The organism is Stenotrophomonas sp. 3diitr2024 (assembly GCF_042136455.1).
GTDB classification, from domain to species: Bacteria; Pseudomonadota; Gammaproteobacteria; order Xanthomonadales; family Xanthomonadaceae; genus Stenotrophomonas; species Stenotrophomonas sepilia.
On the sequence record NZ_JBHHMJ010000106.1, the window covers coordinates 1 to 18,403 of the forward strand.

Consider the following 18,403-nt stretch of genomic DNA (forward strand, 5'->3'; position numbering starts at 1 on the left):
GGCCGCTGGCCGGCAACCTCATGATCCGTGCACGCCGTTGCCGGCCAGCGGCCGGCACTACCAGGGCTACCGCTCGATCGCCGGCAGCGCGTCCGACAACAACAACCGGTCAATCCGCCGCAACGCGCTCTCCAGCTGCCGTCGGTCCGCCGCCAGCCCCAACGACAGCCGCACGCCGTGCTGATGCTGCACCCCGGGCGGACAGAACGCCGATGAAGGAGCGATGGCCAGCCCCTGCAGCTGCGCGGTACGCACCAGCGTGGCGTCGGTCCATGGCGCTGGTACCCTGCACCAGGCGTGCAGGCCTTCAGCGCGCAGCAGCAGCGACGGCGCCAGCAGGCAGCGGGCCATGCGCACGCGCTCGCGCGCCTCGGCACGCACCTGCGCCAGCAGCGATTGTGCCGAACCATCAAGCAACAGTTGGCTGGCCAGCGCCGACACCAATGGATGGCCCATCAGCCGCGTCGCCCGCAGCGCGGCGGTCATCGCCTCGGCATGCGCGGCACTCGGGCAGCGCACGAAGGCGGTGCGCAGGCCCGGGCTGATCACCTTCGACAGCGTCGCCACGTAGAACACATGGCGCGGTGCCAGCGCCGCCAGCGGTGTCGGTGCATCCTCGGCGAGGTGCCAGTAAGGATCGTCTTCGATCGCCAGCAGGCCTTCCCTCTCCAGAACACGCGCCAGCGCTTCGCGCCGCTGCAGCGGCAGGGTCAGCGCGGTCGGGTTCTGGCAGGTGGGGTTGAGATAGACCAACCGCGCGCCGCTTTCGCGTGCCAGCCGGGCCAACGCATCGGGGCACATGCCGTGTTCGTCGCAGTCCACCGGCAACAGCCGCCGGCCAAGCGCCGCTGCGGCCTGCAGCAGGCCCGGATAGACCAGCGCATCGCACAGGATCGCATCACCGTCGCGGCCCTGGCTGACCAGGATCGCGGCAAGCGCCACCTGCGCGCCTTCGGTCAGCAACAGGCTGGCATCCTCCACCGCGCCCAGCATCGGTTGCAGCCAGCGCGCTGCCGCGTGGCGGTCGGTCGGGTTGCCGCCGCCCAGGTGGTAGGTCATCAGGTTCGGCGCATTGCTGCGCGCAAGCACGGCGGCGGCACCGCGGCGCAGGGTTTCGGCCAGCGCATCGGCATCGGGCACCGGCGGCACGTTCATGCTCAGGTCCACCACCTGGTCGAAGCCGGCCTTGGGTGGTGCGATGAAACTGCCTTGTGGCCCGCGTGCTTCGATCAGGCCGCGTTTGCGCGCTTCATCGAACGCCCGCGTCACGGTCGTGAGGTCGACGCCGAGCTGCTGCGCCAACGCGCGCTGCGAGGGCAGTCGTTGCCCCGGTGCAAGACCACCGCGACGCACCGTGCGCTCCAGCGAATTGACGATGCGCAGATAGATCGGCCCGTTGTGCGCGAGCACGTCCTGCACCCATTCGCGCGCTGCGACATCCGGTCGCGGCATGTACGGAGCATGTCGGGGCGTATCGTTGCTTCCAACGGCGGGAGCCTGTCCATAACCATCGGTCGGTTCGGACAGGTGACCGCCGTTGTTGTTTGCGGCGGCCACGCCACCCAGAGCCAGTGATATCATTGCGCGTCCTCAGCGCTTGGCCTGCCACGGGCAGTAACAGCCCACGGCAAGCAGTCCTTTCGGGCGCACGGATTCGCCGCGCACCAGTCTGTCCAGCAGCGGTTCGACGAAACTGTTGGCCGAGTTGCAGACCATGCCGATGCTGTACGGCCCGGCGTAGGCCAGATGGCCCTGCCGGTCCCAGATCGCCACGGCAGGGCTGGCAGGAATGTGCTCGATGCCATCGATGGTCGGCAGGTTGATCACCTTGTTGCGCAGCGGCTCGGGCAGTTCGCCCTGCGTGCCAGGGCGACGGATCGCGTAGAAGTCGATGCCGGCGCGGCGGTACATGCTGATCAGGTAGCTCAGGTGCGCACCGGTCTCGCGGTTGCACACGCCGCAGGCCGGGTCCCAGAAATGCACCACGCGGATGCGGCCGGTATTACCGGCCAGATCGGCCGGCAGGCGCAGCTGCGAGTCGTCGAAGACGATGGCCTGTTCGGTGTACGTGGACTGCGCGCTGTAGCCGAAGTACTGCCACAGCGCCGCCGCCACGCCGGCCATGAACAGGCAGGCGAGGGCGATCATCGTCGGCAGCAACCAGCGGCGACGCGGCGCGGCTGCGCCCATCAGGACGCGTCCCCGCCGAACTTGTGTACGTACTGCTTGCGCATCTCGCGGCAGGAATCGGCCTGCGCCCGGCGCTGGATCTCGCTACGCGACGGATCCTCGCTGCGCTGCACGCATTGCTCGATGGCGTGGCGTTCGGCGGCCTGCACATCCACGGTCTGCGGCTGCAGGCAGACCCAGGCCAGCGCGGCCAGCATCAGCACCACAAAGCCACCGCAGCCGGCCATCACCAGGTGGAACTTCAGTTTCTCCGCGCGCATCGAGGCACGTCCCTTCATCCATACATTGCATACAAAATATCATCTTGTATGGATATGGCGCCATGCGTCCGGTTCAGACGATGGCGTTGTGCCGGGCCTCGGGGGCTTCAGACAGGATTTCATTCAGCTTGGCCAGCGCCCCGGCGAGCGCACCCTGGTCAACCGCGCCGCCCAGTGACAGGCGGATCGCGTTGCCCGGAGGCGGTTCTTCCACGCTGAAGGCGTCGGAACTGGCGATGCCCAGCCCCTGTTCCTGCGCGGCCTGGATCAGCCGGTACTGGTCCAGCCGTGGCGGCAGCGGCAGCCACACATGCAGGCCGGCCGGATGGGCCTGGGCACGGGACGGCAAGTACTGCGCAGCAATCGCCTGGCGCTCGCGCAGCTCCTGCTGGAAGCGCTGCACCATGTCCTGGGCCTTGCCGCTGCGGATCCACTGCGAGGCCACCGCCACCATCGACTGGGTCGGCATCAGCGCGATCGCACGCAGGGCGTCCAGCACCGGTTCCATCGGTTCGCCGGCCGGCACCACCAGGTACGCGGTGCGCAGGCCCGGTGCCAGGCACTTGGACAGGGTGGAGATGTAATACACCGGGCAGCCGGCGTCGCGGTGGGCGGCCAGCGGCGGTGCGGCGTCCCCGGCCAGCAACCAGTAGGGATCGTCTTCGATCACGGTCAGATCGTGGCGCTTGGCGACCGCCAACAGGGCCTGCCGGCGTTGTGCCGACATCGTTGCCGTGGTCGGGTTCTGGATGGTCGGTACCAGGTACAGCAGGCGCGGGCGGCGCAGCTGGCAGGCTTCTTCCAGCGCATCGGGCAGCATGCCTTCGGCATCCATCGCCACCGGCACCACACCCCGCTGCAGCACGCGCGCGGCGGCCAGCAGGCCCGGGTAGGTCAGCTGCTCGGCGGCGATCAGCTCGCCCGGCTGGGTGCAGGCCAGGATCAGTGCACACAGCGCGGTCTGCGCACCGGGACAGATCACCACCTGGTCGGCGCCCACCGTGCCCAGCATCGGCGCCAGCCACTGCACCGCGGCGGCGCGGTCCTCGCGGGTACCGGCGCCGACGTGGTAGCTCATCAGTTCGCCCTGGCCCAGCTGCTGGCCCACGTGCTGGAAACCGGCCTCCATGCCCTGCGCGAACGGCGCACTGCCCAGCAGCGGCGGGATGTTCATGCTCAGGTCCACCGAGGTGCTGCGGTTGCCTGCCGACAGCGCGATGAAGGTGCCGCCGGCGCCCTGCGCGTCGAGCAGGCCGGCCTGGCGCAGCTCGGCGAACGCCCGGGTAACCGTGGTCAGGTCCACGCCCACCTGCTGGGCCAGGTCGCGCTGCGGCGGCAGGCGGTCGCCCGGGCGCAGCACGCCGTCATCCACCGCCTCGCGCACCTGCTGGGCAATCTGCAGGTACAGCGGGCCGGCGCCCTCGCGGAAGGGGCGAACCCAGGTGCGATTGGGGTGTTTCAGGCGGCGGCCGGCGGCAGGTGGCGTCATCGGTCAGGTTTTTCCATACGTGCAGGTGCACAAGTCCATACAATGATGTATCTTGTATGGGCTTGATTGGAGTGGTTCGCCTTCTTGTAGGCGACCTCGTACCCACAGTGTAGCCGCTCCACGCCCGGGCGCTGCGCGCAGGCGAGCCGGTCAAGCGCGCTTCTTCAACAGGGTTGACCTCCAATGAATATCTGCTGGAACCGCATCCGCCTGGCGCTGGTCGCCCTGGCCTGCGTCGGCCTGTCGGGCTGTGACTGGGTGCTGCTGGATTCGAAGGGCATGGTCGGGCTCGCCCAGCGCGACCTGATCCTGATCTGCATCGGCCTGATGCTGATCGTGGTGATACCGGCCATTGTGCTGACCTTCGTATTCGCCTGGCGCTTCCGCGCCGGCAACACCCAAGCGAAATACACGCCGGACTGGTCGCACTCCACCAAGGTGGAAATCGTGGTCTGGGGCGTGCCGCTGCTGATCATTGCCGGCCTGGCAGTGATCGTGTGGAAGTCGACCCACGAACTGGACCCGTACAAGCCGCTGGACGTGGCCGGTGAACCGCTGCACGTGGACGTGATCGCCACGGACTGGAAGTGGGTGTTCGTATACCCGGACCTGGGCATCGCCACGGTCAACCAGCTCAACTTCCCGGCCAACCGCCCGCTGGCGTTCAACATCACTTCCAACTCGACGATGAATACCTTCTTCATCCCGCAGCTGGGCGGGCAGATCTACGCGATGGCGGGCATGCGCACGCAGCTGCACCTGATCGCCAACGAGCCTGGCCAGTTCCGTGGCATGTCCGGCAACTACAGCGGGCATGGCTTCTCGAACATGAAGTTCATTGCCACCGCCAGCAGCAACGAAGACTTCGAGCGCTGGGTGGCCGAGGTGCGCAGCGCGCCGGACGCGCTCAGCTTCGCGCAGTTCAAGGCGCTGGCCGCGCCGTCGAAGAACGCACCGGTGCAGCACTTCTCCAGTGTTGAACCGCTGCTGTTCAAGAAGGTCATCGACCAGTTCATCGGCGTCGGTGAGAACACCGCTGCTGCCACCCCGGCGGGCGCTGCCGGCGGTGCCCAGGTTTCCCAGGAGTAACGAACATGTTGGGTAAATTGACGTGGGAGGCCGTGCCGCTGCACGAGCCGATCGTCGTGGTCACATTGGCGGCGATGGTGCTGGGTGGTCTCGCGCTGCTTGGCGCGGTGACGTACTTCAAGCTGTGGGGCCCGTTGTGGCGTGACTGGTTCACCACCGTGGACCACAAGAAGATCGGCATCATGTACGTGGTGGTGGCGCTGGTCATGCTGGTGCGTGGCTTCGCCGACGCGCTGATGATGCGCGCGCAGCTGGCCGCGGCCGGGCCGGGCAGTGACGGCTTCCTGCCACCGGAGCACTACGACCAGATCTTCACCGCACACGGCGTGATCATGATCTTCTTCGTGGCCACTCCGTTTGTTGTCGGCCTGATGAACATCATCGTGCCGCTGCAGATCGGCGCACGCGACATGGCGTTCCCGTTCCTCAACGCCTTCAGCTTCTGGATCTTCGTGGTCGGCGCCGCGCTGATGATGATCTCGCTCGGCGTTGGCGAGTTCGCCATGACCGGCTGGGTCGCCTATCCGCCGCTGTCGGGCATCGAGTTCAGTCCAGGCGTCGGTGTCGACTACTACATCTGGGCGTTGCAGGCTTCGGGGATCGGCACCTTGCTGACCGGCGTCAACCTGTTCATCACCATCCTGCGCATGCGTGCGCCGGGCATGACCCTGATGAAGATGCCGGTGTTCACCTGGACCGTGCTGGTCACCAGCGTGATCATCATCGCCGCCTTCCCGATCCTGACCGTCGCGCTGGGCGCGCTCACCCTGGACCGCTACCTGGACTTCAACTTCTACACCAACACGCTGGGTGGCAACCCGATGATGTACGTGAACCTGGTGTGGGCCTGGGGCCATCCGGAGGTGTACATCCTGGTGCTGCCGGCGTTCGGCATCTTCTCTGAAGTCACCGCCACGTTCGCGCGCAAGAAGCTGTTCGGCTACAAGTCGATGGTCGGTGCAACGCTGGCGATCGGCATCCTGTCGTTCATCGTCTGGTTGCACCACTTCTTCACCATGGGTTCCGGTGCCAGCGTCAACGCCTTCTTCGGCATCATGACGATGATCATCGCCATTCCCACCGGCGTGAAGATCTTTACCTGGCTGTTCACCATGTACGGTGGCCGCGTTGAGTTCAGTGTGCCGATGCTGTGGACCATTGCCTTCCTGGTCACCTTCACCATCGGTGGCATGACCGGCGTGCTGCTGGCCATTCCGGGCGCGGACTTCCTGCTGCACAACAGCCTGTTCCTGGTCGCGCACTTCCACAACACCATCATCGGTGGCGCGCTGTTCGGCTACCTGGCCGGCTTCGCGTACTGGTTCCCGAAGGTGTTCGGCTTCACCCTCAACGAGCGCCTGGGCAAGTGGTCGTTCGCGTGCTGGGTGATCGGCTTCTACCTGGCCTTCATGCCGCTGTATATGCTGGGCTTCATGGGCATGACCCGCCGCATGAACCAGTACGACAACCCGGCGTGGACGCCGTACCTGATCGCCGCCTTCATCGGCGCGCTGTTCGTGTTCGCGGGCATCATCCTGATGCTGGTGCAGATCTACGTGAGCGTGCGCGACCGCAAGCGCAACCTGGACCTGACCGGCGACCCGTGGAACGCACGCACGCTGGAATGGGCCACGCCGTCGCCGCCGCCGTTCTACAACTTCGCCGTGGTGCCCAAGGCCGACGAGCTGGACGCCTTCCATGAAGCGAAGAAGCGCGGCCTGCCGCCGCCGCCGAAGAAGTACGCGCCGATCCACATGCCGAAGAACACCGGCGTACCGGTGATCCTCAACATCTGGATCCTGGTGCTGTGCTTCGCCCTGGTCTGGCACATCTGGTGGATGGCCGCGGCCAGCTTCATCGCGATGATCGTCACCCTGATCGTGCGGTCCTACGACGAGGACGTGGACTACTACGTCAGTTCCGAAGAGGTGGCGCGCACCGAAGCAGCCAACCTTGCCAAGCTGAAGGAGGTACGCGCATGAACCTGTTGACCCGCCCCGAGCTGGCCACCGACACGCAGGCACACGAGGACCATCACGAACACGACCACAGCCACGAGCAGGGCGGCATGAAGGTGTTCGGCATGTGGGTCTACCTCATGTCCGACCTGGTGCTGTTCGGTTCGCTGTTCGCCTCGTATGCGGTGCTCAGCACCGCCTATGCCGGCGGCCCCACCGGCAAGGAGCTGTTCTCGTTGCCGTTCGTGATGGCCGAGACCTTCCTGCTGCTTGTGTCCAGCATCACCTACGGCCAGGCCGTGCTGGCGATGCATCGCCACGATGCGTCGGCGGTGCTGCGCTGGCTGGGCGTGACCTTCGTGCTCGGTGCCTCGTTCATCGGCATGGAAATCTACGAGTTCTCGCACCTGATCCACGAAGGCGCAGGCCCGAGCACCAGTGCCTACCTGTCGGCGTTCTTTGCGCTGGTCGCCACCCACGGCCTGCACGTCGCCAGCGGCCTGATCTGGATGGCGGTGGTCATGCACCAGGTCTACCGCCGTGGCCTGACCCCGACCAACATCACCCGCGTTTCGTGCCTGAGCCTGTTCTGGCACTTCCTGGACCTGGTGTGGATCTGCGTCTTCACCTTCGTCTACCTGATCGGAGCCTTCTGACATGGCCCACGTCGAAACCTCGCGCGCCGGCAATGCGCACGGCTCCACCAAGTCCTACCTGATCGGTTTCGTGCTGTGCGCGCTGCTGACCGTGGTGCCGTTCGCGCTGGTGATGAACCCGGTGCTGTCGCGGCCGCTCACGCTGTTCCTGCTGGTCGGCTTCGCGGTGGCACAGATCCTGGTGCAGCTGGTCTATTTCCTGCACATGGACCGCAAGTCCGAAGGTGGGTGGAACCTGGCCAGCTTCGTGTTCACCCTGGTGATCCTGTTCATCGTCGTCGCGCTGTCGGTCTGGATCATCTGGAGCATGCACTACCACATGATGATCAACTGAGCCTGCGAACCGTGAAAGGCATTACGTTCCCCCATCGTGGCCTGCGGCTGGCCGCAGGCCTGCTGCTCGGCCTGCTGGCCGGCTGCAGTGCGCAGTCGCGCATGGACTTCTATTCCAAGGACATTGCCTGCGAAGAACTTGGCCAACAGTGGTCGATGCCCGACAGCCACGGCACCGTGCGTGGCCCGAAGGACCTGCAGGGCCAGGTGACCTATCTGTTCTTCGGCTTCACCAGCTGCCCGGACGTGTGCCCGACCACCATAGTCGAGCTGAGCCAGGTCAAGCACCTGATGGGCAGGGATGCCGACCAGCTGCAGGTGGTGTTCGTCAGCGTCGACCCGGCGCGTGATACGCCGGAGGTTGCGCGCACCTATGTGGAAGCCTTCGATCCCAAGGCAATCGCGCTGGTCGGCAACGAAGCACAGCTGGCGGCGATGGCCAGTGACTTCAAGGCGTTCTACGAAAAAGAGCCCGGCCAGGTGCCGGAGACCTACACCATGAGCCACATCGCCGGTGGCTACGTGTTCGACCGCAAGGGCCGCCTGCGCCTGTTCGCGCCGTACGGCATGCCGGTGGACAAGCTGTTCTCCGACGTGCAGCGCCTGCTGCTCGAACCCGGCCACCCGGCCGCCGGCAACGACGCACTGGCCAGCTGCCACCTCAAGCACAGCGGCACACTCGCCGCCCGCTGACGCCACCTCTACCGCGGTGGGTGCCGACCTTGGTCGACACGTGATGCATGAGTCCGGTGGGTGCCGACCGTTGGTCGGCACACCCTGACATCAATCCCCCGGCCGGCCAGGAGAGCCAACCGGCCAGGGGCACCACTCAACGCCTTACTTGGTCTCTTCCCACTGCACCACGTCCGGCTCGGTCGCGCGGATACCGGCGGTGGACAGCAGCCTGGTGGTCGCATCCAGCGCCGCGTTCACCGACGGGTACTCCACGATGGCCTGGCCTGAAGCCCTGGAGACCTTCACCACGGTACCGCCAGTGGCGGCGGCTGCGCGCTGGGCCGATGCTGCATCGGTGAAGAACACCTTGACCCGCGACGTCGCCACCACCGGCGCGCCGTCACGGGAGACCGCCGCCGCGAACTTGCCGGCACCGGCATCAGCAGGTGCCGCCGCTGCGCCATCCAGCGAACGCCTGGTACGCGAGCTGGTGGTCGCCGCCGCCTGCGGGGTGATCGTGAACTGGCCGCCGCTGGCCTGCTTCACCGTGGCCGAGGGGGACAGCTGGAAACGCGTGCCGCCTACATCGAACGCGCGGCCGGTAGCGGACGCCTTCAGTTCCTGCACATCCACGGTCGACAGGGTCCTGGCCGGAGGAGTCTGCCCCGAGCTCTGTGCCCAGGCAGGGGAGGTCATCGCCGCGAGGGCGAGCGTGCTCAACAGAATGGTGGTCTTCATCATCAGTGCCCCAGAACGCGGATCTTGAAGAATTCGAGGTTGCCGCGCGAAGCTGCGGTCGCGGCCTGCCCCATGTCGGTGACTTCCAGCGTCCAGGTGCCGCTGGCATTCTCATCCAGGAAGGCATTGCTGGACAGCAGGTCCCAGCTGGTGAAGTTGCTCTGCGCGCCACCCGTGCCCGAACCGATCGCGGTGAACGCCGGTTGCACCACGCTGCGGGTGCCGCTGGGCGACACCAGCACGAACTGCAGCTGGCGCGTGTTGCGGTGGTTGACCCGGAAGCCCAGCTGCACGCTTTCGATGTTGCGCGCGCCGTTGGCCAACTGGAAGGTCAGGCGTGCGGCGGCAGCCGAGGTGTTGCCGATGGCCACGGTACGCGTCGTGTTGCGCCAGCCACTGTCGACCAGCGCACCGAGCGACTGGAAGTTCTCGGCCACCTGCACTGCACGTGCAGCGTTGACCACGCCGAAGCCATACCAGTTGCTGTAGGCACGGCCGGCGGCATTCACCGTCCAGCCCGGCACCAGCGTGCGCCCGTCGGCCAGCGTCACCGCCGGCTGGTTCGGGTGGTTGCGCGTGGCGGTGGTGGCCAGGATGTACTTCACATCGCGATAGGACAGGTTCGGATTGGCTTCCAGCACCAGTGCCGCCACGCCCGATACCATCGGCGCCGACGCCGAAGTGCCGTTCATCTTGGCGGTGTAGTTGCAGGTGCTGTCGATGGCCGACAGGTTGCTGTCCAGGGTGTTCTGGCGGTTGGTGTTCTTGTTGCTGCCCTGCGCGCACCCGGTCACGTCGGTGGTGACGATGGCCGGGTCGTACGCGCGTGCCACCAGGCCGGGCGCGTACTGCGCCTGCAGGCCGTACTCACCACCAAAGGCCGAAACCCACAGGGCCGAGCCGGTGGAGGAGTAAGACGAGCGCACGCCATCGGCGCGCACCGCGCCTACGGTGATCACGTTGAACAGGTTGTTGCGCGGATCACGGCCGGCCGGCACGCAGCCGGTGTTGCGGTTCTTGGTGTCGGTGGTGCAGACATCCTGGGTCTGGCTGATCGAGGCATTGTTGAAGTTGTTGCCGGCCGACTTCACGTAGATGCCGCCGCGGCCACCGCGCGTCCCCGACAGTGCCTGCTCGTACGAACGAATCGTGTTTTCGCTGTACGCCAGCGGCAGGTTCGGATTGCCCGGGCCGGCGCCCCAGCTGTTGTTGAACACCTGCACGTCGGCCGATTCCGCGCCGTCCCACCAGGCGTACTCGATGTTGCTCTGCTGGTTGCCCAGGGCCGAGCGCGAAATCGGGTTGAAGCCCTTCAACGTCGCCGCCGGGGCCACACCGCGCACGCCCAGGTTGTTGGCGCCCACCGCGCCAGCGATGCCGCCGACCATGGTGCCGTGGTTGTCGACATCCGGGTTGGTCGGGGTGGGGTTGTTCGAGCCATTGGTGAAGTTCTTGCCGGCCACCGCGGCCACGTTGGCCGCCAGGTCCGGATGCGCGATCTGCAGGCCATCATCGACGATGGCGATGGTGACGCCCTGGCCGCGGATGCCGTTGCGGAACAGGCCATCCACGTTCAGATCGTTGCCGGCCACCGGCAGCGTGTCAGCCGGGACCGTCTGCCCGGTGTTGAGCAGGTGCCACTGGATTGCCGCCAGTGGATCGGCCTGTTGGGCCTGGGCGGTGACGGCCAGGCTACCCAGTACCAAAGCAGTGGCGAGAGCCAGGCGCGCGGAGCGCGGTGGCGCGGTGCGTTGCGTGTGTCGCTTCATACACGAATCCTTCTGTTGTGAATCGGCATGGCAGGACGGCGGGGCGGAACTGCCCCATCGCAACGAGCCAAACGCGACATAACGAAGAACCCCCTACCTCTTCACTCCCGCAATGTGCGAATGTGCCAATTGCGTCACAAACACTTAGTACGCCAAGTTATGACGGGGTACTCGAATGCCTTCACGCCATCATCGCTCGCTTGCTTCGAGGTACGGGAAACGTGGGTAATCGCATGCAGGTGAAGTCACACATGAAGAACGCACGCCAGCGTGCCCGTGCGCGCGTGGACCAGACCCCGCTCTCGGTTGCCGCCATCCGCAAGGTGGTGCTGTCCGTGCATACGCGCAGCCACGACTATGGCGACGATGCCGATATCAGCGAGTTGCTGCCCGAGCTGGCAGCCTTCGGCATCACCACGGTGAAACCGCTGCGCCTGCTGATGAAGAAACACCGTCGCGCACTGCTGCAGGAGGAACGGATCGTCATGCGACGCGCAGAGACGCTGCATCTGCGCACCGAGTGGCGGCCGGGTGGCATAGACGTGCATGCCAACACCAGCCGCTACGCCATCGGCGGCCTGGTCCGCACCAGCATGGAACACGAATTCGGCTTCGAGACGATGCTGCCCTTCCACGAGGTGCGCGAGGACGAATCCACTTAGCGCGGTGCCTGCGCGGAGGGTGCGGCAGCCCTGCCGGGGCATCATCGCGTGCCCTCACATCGCGCTGTGCTACTACAGCCCGTGCACCCTTCCGCACGGAGCACGATGATGGTCAATCCGCTCGCCCAGGCCCATCGCGGCCTCGGCACCACACTGTTCAGCCTGTTGAACCCGATACCTTTCGGCTTCTTCGTCGGCGCACTGATCTTCGACGCGATCTATCTCAACAGCGCCGAGGTGATGTGGGGCAAGGCCGCTGCCTGGCTGATCACCTTCGGCCTGCTGATCGCCATCGTGCCGCGCCTGATCAACCTCTTCGCGGTCTGGCGCCGCAACGGCACCGCCACCCGCATCGACCGCATCGACTTCTTCCTCAACCTGGTCGCGGTGGTGCTGGCCATCTGGAACGCCTTCGTGCACAGCCGCGACGCGTACGCCGTTGCGGTGCCGGGCACGATCCTGTCGGCGTTGACCGTGGCCCTGATCGCCCTGGGCCTGATCCTGCTGTCACTGCAGCCGCCGGTGCTGCAGGGAGGTCGTCATGGCTAAGCACATCCTGCCCACCGTGGGCGCCCTGGCGCTGGCCGTGATGCTGTCGGCCTGCGCCGGCAAGGCTGAATACCATCCCGCCGACCAGTCGGGCCCGCAGCCGCCGCTGCCCAAGCCGGCCAACTTCCTGATGCCGCCGATGCAGGTGCCCAAGGGCGTCGGCTGGGCTGATGGACAGACCCCCACGGTGGCCGAGGGCCTGAAGATCGAGCGCATCGCCGCCAACCTGCAGCATCCGCGGCGCCTGCTGACCCTGCCCAATGGCGATGTACTGGTGGTGGAAGGCAACGGCCCCGGCGAAGAACCGGTCACCACGCCCAAGCAGTGGATTGCCGGCAAGGTCAAGGCGCGCTCGGGCAAGGCCGGCAAGGGCGGGAACCGGGTCACCCTGCTGCGCCGCACGCCGGGAACGAACTCGTGGACCCAGCATGTCTACATCGAGGGCCTGCATTCGCCGTTCGGCATCCAGCTGATCGGCGACACGCTGTACGTGGCCAACACCGGCAACATCATGCAGTACCACTACGTGCCCGGCGAAACCCGCATGTCGGACAAGGGCCGCGAGTTCACCGACCTGCCCAGCACCATCAACCACCACTGGACCAAGGAACTGCTGGCCAGCCGTGATGGCCGCAAGCTGTATGTGGGCGTGGGCTCCAACAGCAACATCACCGAGAACGGCCTGGCCGTCGAATACCGCCGTGCGGTGGTGCTGGAAGTGGACGTGGCCACCCGCGGCAGCCGCATCTACGCCTCGGGCATCCGCAACCCGACCGGGCTGGACTGGGAGCCGAGTACCGGGAAGCTGTGGGCGGTAGCAAACGAACGCGACGAGATCGGTGCCGACCTGGTGCCTGACTACCTCACCTCGGTGAAGGAAGATGGCTTCTACGGCTGGCCTTACAGCTACTACGGGCAGCACGTGGACGAACGCGTGCAGCCACAGCGGCCGGACCTGGTGGCCAAGGCAATCGTGCCGGACTACGCCATCGGCTCGCACGTGGCACCCCTGGGCCTGTTGTTCTACACCGGACAGGCACTGCCGGCGCAGTACCACGGCGGTGCCTTCATCGGCGAGCACGGCAGCTGGGACCGTTCACCGCTGAGCGGCTACGAAGTGGTGTATGTACCGTTCAAGGACGGCAAGCCGACCGGGCGCCCGCAGACCGTGGTGAGCGGCTTCGCCTCAAAGGACGAGAAGACCCTGATGGGCGCACCGGTGGGCATGGCGATGGATGCCGAAGGCGCATTGCTGGTGGCCGACGACGTGGGCGACGTGGTGTGGCGGGTGTCGGCCAAGTAGTTCTGTAGAGCCGAGCCATGCTCGGCTTACGCGCGCAGCGCGGGGTTTCGCGTACAGGTCGAAGAGCAGCCGAGCATGGGCTCGGCTCTACAGTTCCGCGGTACTGCTGCGGAACCCGCTGAACACCGACTCGGCAGCAAACCCCACGCCGCCCAGCAGCACGCCGAAATACACCACCGTGGCCACCACGAAGCCGTAACCGGCCGCCACCGCCGCGCCATCGCGCTGGATGAAACCGATGGCGAAGGACATCAGCGCCAGCGCCGGCAGCGTGTTGCTGAAGGGTATCGGCCCGGCCGGCGCCATCAACAGCAGGGTCGCGAACACCAGCATCAGGTTGTTCAGGCGCATCATCTTCTTCGAGCGCACCATCACCGCCAGCCGCATCGGCCGCGACAGCCGCTCCATGCGGTGCACCCATTTCAGCGCACGGCCGAGGTTGGTCTTCAGCTTGTCGGTGGCGATCTCGCGGCGGGCCAGCTTCTGTGGCACCCACAGCGGGCGGTTGCGCACCCGGCTCAGGCCGATCAGCAGGATCGAGGCGCCAAACACCGTACTCAGCCCGGGAATCGACACCGGAATGATGAAGATGGCCGAGAGCAGGATCACGATCAGCAGCAGGCCCTCATCGCCCAGCGCGCTGAGCAGGGTGCCGACGCTCACCTGGTCGCCGGGCAGTTCGTCGATCATCTGCTCGATCTGCTGGGCCAGGGGCGCGCTGTCATTGGTTTCAGGGGCACGGTAGGTCATGCGTCGCAAGGTTCTCCAGGGAAGGGCGGTCAAGGGGCCGTCCTGCGGTGGGGGACGCACAGGCTCCCGCAGTATCCCGGCCAACGTGGGCAAAGAGGTGAACCGGGCATGAGGGGGTAAACTGGCGTGCCCCGCACGAGTTGAACGCAATGGACATGGGCCGCCGGCAATCGACCATCGAACTGGTCGCCATCGACATGGATGGCACGCTGCTGGACCCGTCGCACCAGCTCACCTCCCGCGCCAGGAAGGCCATCGCGCAGGCGCGGGCGCTGGGCGTGCACATCGTGCTGACCAGTGGCCGCCCGGTTCCGGGCCTGGCGCCGTACCTGCACGAGCTGGGCATCACCGGCAACGACGACTACTGCATCGCCTGCAATGGCGGCCTGGTGCAGCGGATCGGCACGCGCGAAACCGTGGTCGAATATCCGCTCAGCTTCGACGACTTCCTGTTCTGCGAGCAGGTGGCCCGCGACCTCGGCGTGCACTTCCAGGCGCTGGACAGCCAGCGCATGTACACGCCCAACCAGGACATCAGCTACTACACCGTAGCCGACTCGCATCTCTCGCGGATGCCGCTGTCGTATCGCCGCGTGGAAGACATGGACCCGTCGATGTCCTTCATCAAGTTGATGATGATCGACGCGCCGGATGTGCTGGATGCCGCCATCGCGCGCCTGCCCAGCGAGCTGACCGAACGTTTCGCGGTACTGAAGAGCGCGCCGTTCTTCCTGGAAGTGTTCGACCACCGCGCCGGCAAGGGACCGAGCCTGCAGAAGCTGGCCGAGCACCTGGGCATCGACCGCGCCAATGTGATGGCCATCGGTGACCAGGAGAACGACTTGACCATGCTGCAGTACGCTGGCACCAGCGTGGCGATGGGCAATGCCATCGACGCGGTGAAGGCGGTGGCGCGGTTTGAGACCAGCAGCAATGCCGACGAAGGCGTGGCGCGCGCGATCGAGCGTTTCGTCCTGCAATGATCGGACGCACATCATGAGCTGGACTTTGATGATGTTTGCTCAGTCCTTCGTCAATGAGCGGATGTCGGCGCACGTTTTCTCCGAGTCCTACATCGAGCTATGGAAGATCGAGCGGGATCTCGACTTGCTGGCTTTGGATGACGTAGCGCTTTCAACGTGCCTGTCCAGCATCTTCTGTGCTGCCGACATGTATTGCGACGAAGATGTAGATCGCCATGCGTATGAGCTTGATGCCGCCCAGCTGCATGCTGCCGTTGTGGCTCTGATCGATGAGTGGAAGCAGTCCACGACTGCTCGCTAGCCTGGCTTGGATGTATACCTGCGTATAGCCCATACATCCCCATCACCATCTGCGCTGTACCACGGTGCAATGGCGGATGCGCCAGTGCGATGCAAGAATTTCGCACGTCGAAATCACGCCATCGAATCCTGCGGCAGATGATCGTCTTCGTCTGCCGACCGGCGCGCACCGCGCCGTCACCCTCTCAACGCAATCGCACCGCCAGCCAGGGCGCCAACACCGGTGCTGCAACGCGCTGGGCGTGCGCCTGCGCCGCTCTCTCCCTGCACCTGGATCTGCCCATGAACACCCCACCCACGACGCGCCTCGCCCTGGCCATCATCGCCGCCATCACCGCGCCAGCGCATGCCGCAGAAACGCACGCCACCGCGCTCGACACGCCCACCACGCTCAATGCCCTGCAGGTTATCGCCACACCGCGCGGTGCGGCCGTGGCACCGACCCAGGTGGTCGGCCCCAACCGCTACATCATCAAGGCCGAAGACCTGGACGCGATGGTCACCGGCAACAACGGCCTGGCGATGCTGAGGCAGGTACCGGGCGCCAGCTACACTGCCACCGATGGGCTGGGCCTGGATATCTCGGCCACCAGCCTGTTCGTGCGCGGCTTCCGCATGAATGAAATGGGCATCACCTTCGAAGGCGTGCCGCTGAACGACAACGGCTTCCTCTCGCTCACCGGCACCAGCGTGGTGAACGTGGGCGTGCCCGACGGCATCGGCGCTATCACGGTCAGCCCTGGCGGCGCACCGGTCAGCGTGTTCTCCAGCAGCGTCAACGGCGGCAGCCTGGAATACCGCCTGCGCGACCTGCAGGACACGCCCAGCCTGCGCGTGAAGCAGGGCGTGGGCAGCAACAGCACGTTGGTCACCACCGTATCGGGGCAGACTGGCCAGCTCGGCGAGCAGGGCCCGAAAGTGCTGGTCGACCTGCAGCGCGTGTCCGCCGACAAGTACCAGGGCGAGGGCACGCAGAACTTCCTGCGCGGCGACCTCAAGTTGCAGCAGGACGTCGCCTGGGGCGATGTCACCGTGTTCCTGTCCGACAGCAAGGCCAAGGTCTGGGGCTACAACAACATTTCCTTCGACATGATCCGCAAACTGGGCTGGAAGGCCGACATCTTCTATCCCGATTATGCGTGGGCGTGGTACGTGGCCTCGCCGGAGAATGCAGACAAGTCCTGCGGCGCCTACACCTGCGGCGAGCTTTCCGAACTGATTCCGTACGACACCGGCCAGATCACCCGCGACCGCGTGTCATCGATCAACCATCGCTTCCAGATCACCCCGGCGCTGAGTGGCAACGTGCAGCTGTACAACGCCAACAGCCACACCCAGGCCACGCTGACCGACCCGACCGTGCCATCGCCCAACGGTGCGCCATTCTCCGAACAGGTGCAGACGCCGCGCCTCAACCGGCTGGGTGGCATGGTCAACCTGCAGTTCGAGACCGGCGCGCACACCTTCACGGCCGGCTTCTGGCAGGAGAAGAGCAAGGCTGCGGCCAAGACCGAGTGGTACCCGCAGCCGCCGCTGGGCGAGGGCCCACCGCTGAAGGCCACCGGCCCGTTCGATGTGTACGGTCCCGCGTTCAAGACCGACAACGCATCGAGCTGGGTGACCCGCTCGCGCCAGTTCTACCTGCAGGACGACATCGTGTTGAACGACACGCTGAAGCTGGGCGTTGGTTTCAAGGCCGTGGACTTCCGCACCCGCGGCGGCGGCCTCGGCGATGCCAAGGACCGGCCGGTGAACGGCACGCTGCGCGCGAAGAGCAACTTCCTGCCGCATGTCTCGCTGTTCTGGAGCCCGACCGAATCCACCGATGCCTTCATCGACCTGGCCAATACCATGAACGGCTATCGCGTCGCTCAGCGCGGCAACATCGGTTACACCGCCTCGGCGTGGACCATCACCGACCAGGAAGAGTTCGACCGCGTAGCGGGTACCCTGCGTCCGGAAAAGAACTGGAACCTCACCGTGGGTGCATCGCATCGCTTCGACCGGCTGACGATCACCGGCGACGTGTTCTACAACGACATCCGCAACCGCCTGCTGTCGGCGGCCATCGGCACTCAGTTCGCGCAGATCAACACGGTGCGGCTGATGCCGAAGATGCACGTGATCGGTGCCGACCTCGGCATCACCGCCGACTTGACCGACCACCTGCAGTTCTACCAGGGCGTGGCCGTGGCCCGTTCGTACTACGACAGCGATTTCGTGGTGGGTGACACGGTGTACCCGATCAAGGGCAACGCCCAGCCGGGCTACCCGCAGATCTCGCTGGTCAGCGACCTGTCCGCCCACTTCGGTGACTGGCGCTTTGGTGCAACCAGCACCTCGTACCTGCGCCAGCCCTTCACCTACGAGAACGACATCCGCGTGCCCACGTTCTGGCAGGTCAACACCTACGCCGCTTACCGCTTCGGTGCGGACAGCGCCGTGCCCGGCCTGGAGCTGCGGCTGGACGTGAGCAACCTGTTCAACCGCCACAACATCGGCACCGCCACCATCGCCGGCTCGTCGTTCTCGGGGGATTACCAGACCCTGCAGCGCAGCGCGCCACGGCAGCTGATGTTCAGTACCTCGATGGCGTTCTGAGGCGACGAGGGCGGGGTCAGAGCCCTTTGCTGCGCAAAGGGATCCGACCCCGCAGCCATCCCGTGATCGGGGGTCAGATCCCTTTGCACGGCAAAGGG

The 18,403-nt window shown here is 65.8% G+C and carries 18 protein-coding genes; 11 read left to right on the forward strand and 7 right to left on the reverse strand.

Annotated elements, in window-relative coordinates; all coding sequences use genetic code 11:
• Nucleotides 1-66 precede the first annotated feature (66 nt).
• The 4 genes from ABGA94_RS02610 to ABGA94_RS02625 are packed head-to-tail and all read right to left on the reverse strand — an operon-like array spanning nt 67 to nt 3,939.
• A complete protein-coding gene (locus ABGA94_RS02610) occupies nt 67-1,581 on the reverse strand; it encodes a PLP-dependent aminotransferase family protein (RefSeq protein ID WP_095378931.1) in 1,515 nt (504 codons plus the stop codon).
• Between the two features lie 9 nt (nt 1,582-1,590).
• Complete coding sequence (locus ABGA94_RS02615; protein WP_005420043.1) at nt 1,591-2,190, reverse strand: DUF6436 domain-containing protein; 600 nt, start codon at nt 2,188-2,190, stop codon at nt 1,591-1,593.
• Complete coding sequence (locus ABGA94_RS02620; RefSeq protein ID WP_005420041.1) at nt 2,190-2,468, reverse strand: hypothetical protein; 279 nt, start codon at nt 2,466-2,468, stop codon at nt 2,190-2,192. Before ABGA94_RS02620 ends, ABGA94_RS02615 begins: the two co-directional genes overlap by 1 nt.
• Nucleotides 2,469-2,523: 55 nt before the next feature.
• Nucleotides 2,524-3,939: a PLP-dependent aminotransferase family protein gene (locus ABGA94_RS02625; RefSeq protein WP_065179383.1), complete on the reverse strand. Its 1,416-nt coding sequence runs from the start codon at nt 3,937-3,939 to the stop codon at nt 2,524-2,526.
• 183 nt (nt 3,940-4,122) lie between these two features.
• On the opposite strand from ABGA94_RS02625, the gene cyoA reads away from it, so the two are divergent.
• Genes cyoA through ABGA94_RS02650 form a run of 5 tightly spaced genes read left to right on the forward strand, consistent with a single transcriptional unit; the run spans nt 4,123 to nt 8,668 of the window.
• Nucleotides 4,123-5,028 carry a ubiquinol oxidase subunit II gene (gene cyoA, locus ABGA94_RS02630; RefSeq protein WP_005420037.1) on the forward strand — a complete coding sequence of 302 codons (906 nt, stop codon included), beginning with the start codon at nt 4,123-4,125 and terminating at the stop codon, nt 5,026-5,028.
• A 5-nt stretch (nt 5,029-5,033) separates the two neighbouring features.
• Nucleotides 5,034-7,010 (forward strand): cytochrome o ubiquinol oxidase subunit I, encoded by a 1,977-nt coding sequence (cyoB, locus tag ABGA94_RS02635; RefSeq protein WP_262232859.1) that lies wholly within the window; start codon nt 5,034-5,036, stop codon nt 7,008-7,010.
• Entirely contained in the window at nt 7,007-7,642 is a 636-nt protein-coding gene (gene cyoC, locus ABGA94_RS02640) for a cytochrome o ubiquinol oxidase subunit III (protein ID WP_081280497.1), read from the forward strand. The genes cyoB and cyoC overlap by 4 nt, the downstream gene beginning before the upstream one ends.
• A 1-nt stretch (nt 7,643) precedes the next feature.
• A complete protein-coding gene (gene cyoD, locus ABGA94_RS02645) occupies nt 7,644-7,976 on the forward strand; it encodes a cytochrome o ubiquinol oxidase subunit IV (protein ID WP_006399830.1) in 333 nt (110 codons plus the stop codon).
• Between the two features lie 11 nt (nt 7,977-7,987).
• Nucleotides 7,988-8,668 carry an SCO family protein gene (locus tag ABGA94_RS02650; protein ID WP_375366314.1) on the forward strand — a complete coding sequence of 227 codons (681 nt, stop codon included), beginning with the start codon at nt 7,988-7,990 and terminating at the stop codon, nt 8,666-8,668.
• 144 nt (nt 8,669-8,812) lie between these two features.
• Here ABGA94_RS02650 and ABGA94_RS02655 read toward each other — a convergent pair whose 3' ends face one another.
• Both ABGA94_RS02655 and ABGA94_RS02660 read right to left on the reverse strand, forming a co-directional pair.
• Entirely contained in the window at nt 8,813-9,391 is a 579-nt protein-coding gene (locus ABGA94_RS02655) for a DNA breaking-rejoining protein (RefSeq protein ID WP_065186570.1), read from the reverse strand.
• Entirely contained in the window at nt 9,391-11,157 is a 1,767-nt protein-coding gene (locus ABGA94_RS02660) for a S8 family serine peptidase (protein ID WP_108270659.1), read from the reverse strand. Before ABGA94_RS02660 ends, ABGA94_RS02655 begins: the two co-directional genes overlap by 1 nt.
• A gap of 251 nt (nt 11,158-11,408) precedes the next feature.
• On the opposite strand from ABGA94_RS02660, the gene ABGA94_RS02665 reads away from it, so the two are divergent.
• The 3 genes from ABGA94_RS02665 to ABGA94_RS02675 all read left to right on the forward strand — a co-directional run bounded on the left by ABGA94_RS02665 (nt 11,409) and on the right by ABGA94_RS02675 (nt 13,671).
• The gene (locus tag ABGA94_RS02665) at nt 11,409-11,819 is read left to right on the forward strand and encodes a hypothetical protein (RefSeq protein ID WP_235646038.1); all 411 of its coding nucleotides are present in this window, start codon (nt 11,409-11,411) and stop codon (nt 11,817-11,819) included.
• A gap of 108 nt (nt 11,820-11,927) precedes the next feature.
• Nucleotides 11,928-12,368 (forward strand): DUF2231 domain-containing protein, encoded by a 441-nt coding sequence (locus tag ABGA94_RS02670; protein WP_041863928.1) that lies wholly within the window; start codon nt 11,928-11,930, stop codon nt 12,366-12,368.
• On the forward strand, nt 12,361-13,671 hold the full coding sequence (locus ABGA94_RS02675) for a PQQ-dependent sugar dehydrogenase (protein ID WP_375366315.1): 1,311 nt from the start codon (nt 12,361-12,363) through the stop codon (nt 13,669-13,671). The genes ABGA94_RS02670 and ABGA94_RS02675 overlap by 8 nt, the downstream gene beginning before the upstream one ends.
• Before the next feature lie 87 nt (nt 13,672-13,758).
• Here the strand turns inward: ABGA94_RS02675 and ABGA94_RS02680 are convergent, their stop codons facing one another.
• The gene (locus ABGA94_RS02680; protein ID WP_088497379.1) at nt 13,759-14,421 is read right to left on the reverse strand and encodes an exopolysaccharide biosynthesis protein; all 663 of its coding nucleotides are present in this window, start codon (nt 14,419-14,421) and stop codon (nt 13,759-13,761) included.
• A 149-nt stretch (nt 14,422-14,570) separates the two neighbouring features.
• Between ABGA94_RS02680 and yidA the strand changes: the two genes are divergently transcribed.
• The 3 genes from yidA to ABGA94_RS02695 all read left to right on the forward strand — a co-directional run bounded on the left by yidA (nt 14,571) and on the right by ABGA94_RS02695 (nt 18,305).
• Nucleotides 14,571-15,404 carry a sugar-phosphatase gene (yidA, locus tag ABGA94_RS02685; RefSeq protein ID WP_134731073.1) on the forward strand — a complete coding sequence of 278 codons (834 nt, stop codon included), beginning with the start codon at nt 14,571-14,573 and terminating at the stop codon, nt 15,402-15,404.
• 13 nt (nt 15,405-15,417) lie between these two features.
• Entirely contained in the window at nt 15,418-15,705 is a 288-nt protein-coding gene (locus ABGA94_RS02690) for a colicin immunity domain-containing protein (RefSeq protein ID WP_032954607.1), read from the forward strand.
• Nucleotides 15,706-15,986: 281 nt separating this feature from the next.
• The gene (locus ABGA94_RS02695) at nt 15,987-18,305 is read left to right on the forward strand and encodes a TonB-dependent receptor (protein WP_375366318.1); all 2,319 of its coding nucleotides are present in this window, start codon (nt 15,987-15,989) and stop codon (nt 18,303-18,305) included.
• Nucleotides 18,306-18,403: the final 98 nt, after the last annotated feature.

Excerpts from the sequence above, each read along its gene's own strand:
- ABGA94_RS02620 (WP_005420041.1), bottom strand. The coding sequence starts at position 2,468 with ATGAAGGGACGTGCCTCGATGCGCGCGGAGAAACTGAAGTTCCACCTG.
- ABGA94_RS02675 (WP_375366315.1), top strand. The coding sequence starts at position 12,361 with ATGGCTAAGCACATCCTGCCCACCGTGGGCGCCCTGGCGCTGGCCGTG.
- ABGA94_RS02670 (WP_041863928.1), top strand. The coding sequence starts at position 11,928 with ATGGTCAATCCGCTCGCCCAGGCCCATCGCGGCCTCGGCACCACACTG.
- ABGA94_RS02665 (WP_235646038.1), top strand. The coding sequence starts at position 11,409 with ATGAAGAACGCACGCCAGCGTGCCCGTGCGCGCGTGGACCAGACCCCG.
- ABGA94_RS02625 (WP_065179383.1), bottom strand. The coding sequence starts at position 3,939 with ATGACGCCACCTGCCGCCGGCCGCCGCCTGAAACACCCCAATCGCACC.
- ABGA94_RS02680 (WP_088497379.1), bottom strand. The coding sequence starts at position 14,421 with ATGACCTACCGTGCCCCTGAAACCAATGACAGCGCGCCCCTGGCCCAG.
- cyoD (WP_006399830.1), top strand. The coding sequence starts at position 7,644 with ATGGCCCACGTCGAAACCTCGCGCGCCGGCAATGCGCACGGCTCCACC.
- yidA (WP_134731073.1), top strand. The coding sequence starts at position 14,571 with ATGGACATGGGCCGCCGGCAATCGACCATCGAACTGGTCGCCATCGAC.
- ABGA94_RS02690 (WP_032954607.1), top strand. The coding sequence starts at position 15,418 with ATGAGCTGGACTTTGATGATGTTTGCTCAGTCCTTCGTCAATGAGCGG.
- cyoA (WP_005420037.1), top strand. The coding sequence starts at position 4,123 with ATGAATATCTGCTGGAACCGCATCCGCCTGGCGCTGGTCGCCCTGGCC.
- ABGA94_RS02695 (WP_375366318.1), top strand. The coding sequence starts at position 15,987 with ATGAACACCCCACCCACGACGCGCCTCGCCCTGGCCATCATCGCCGCC.
- ABGA94_RS02660 (WP_108270659.1), bottom strand. The coding sequence starts at position 11,157 with ATGAAGCGACACACGCAACGCACCGCGCCACCGCGCTCCGCGCGCCTG.
- cyoB (WP_262232859.1), top strand. The coding sequence starts at position 5,034 with ATGTTGGGTAAATTGACGTGGGAGGCCGTGCCGCTGCACGAGCCGATC.
- ABGA94_RS02610 (WP_095378931.1), bottom strand. The coding sequence starts at position 1,581 with ATGATATCACTGGCTCTGGGTGGCGTGGCCGCCGCAAACAACAACGGC.
- ABGA94_RS02615 (WP_005420043.1), bottom strand. The coding sequence starts at position 2,190 with ATGGGCGCAGCCGCGCCGCGTCGCCGCTGGTTGCTGCCGACGATGATC.
- ABGA94_RS02655 (WP_065186570.1), bottom strand. The coding sequence starts at position 9,391 with ATGATGAAGACCACCATTCTGTTGAGCACGCTCGCCCTCGCGGCGATG.
- cyoC (WP_081280497.1), top strand. The coding sequence starts at position 7,007 with ATGAACCTGTTGACCCGCCCCGAGCTGGCCACCGACACGCAGGCACAC.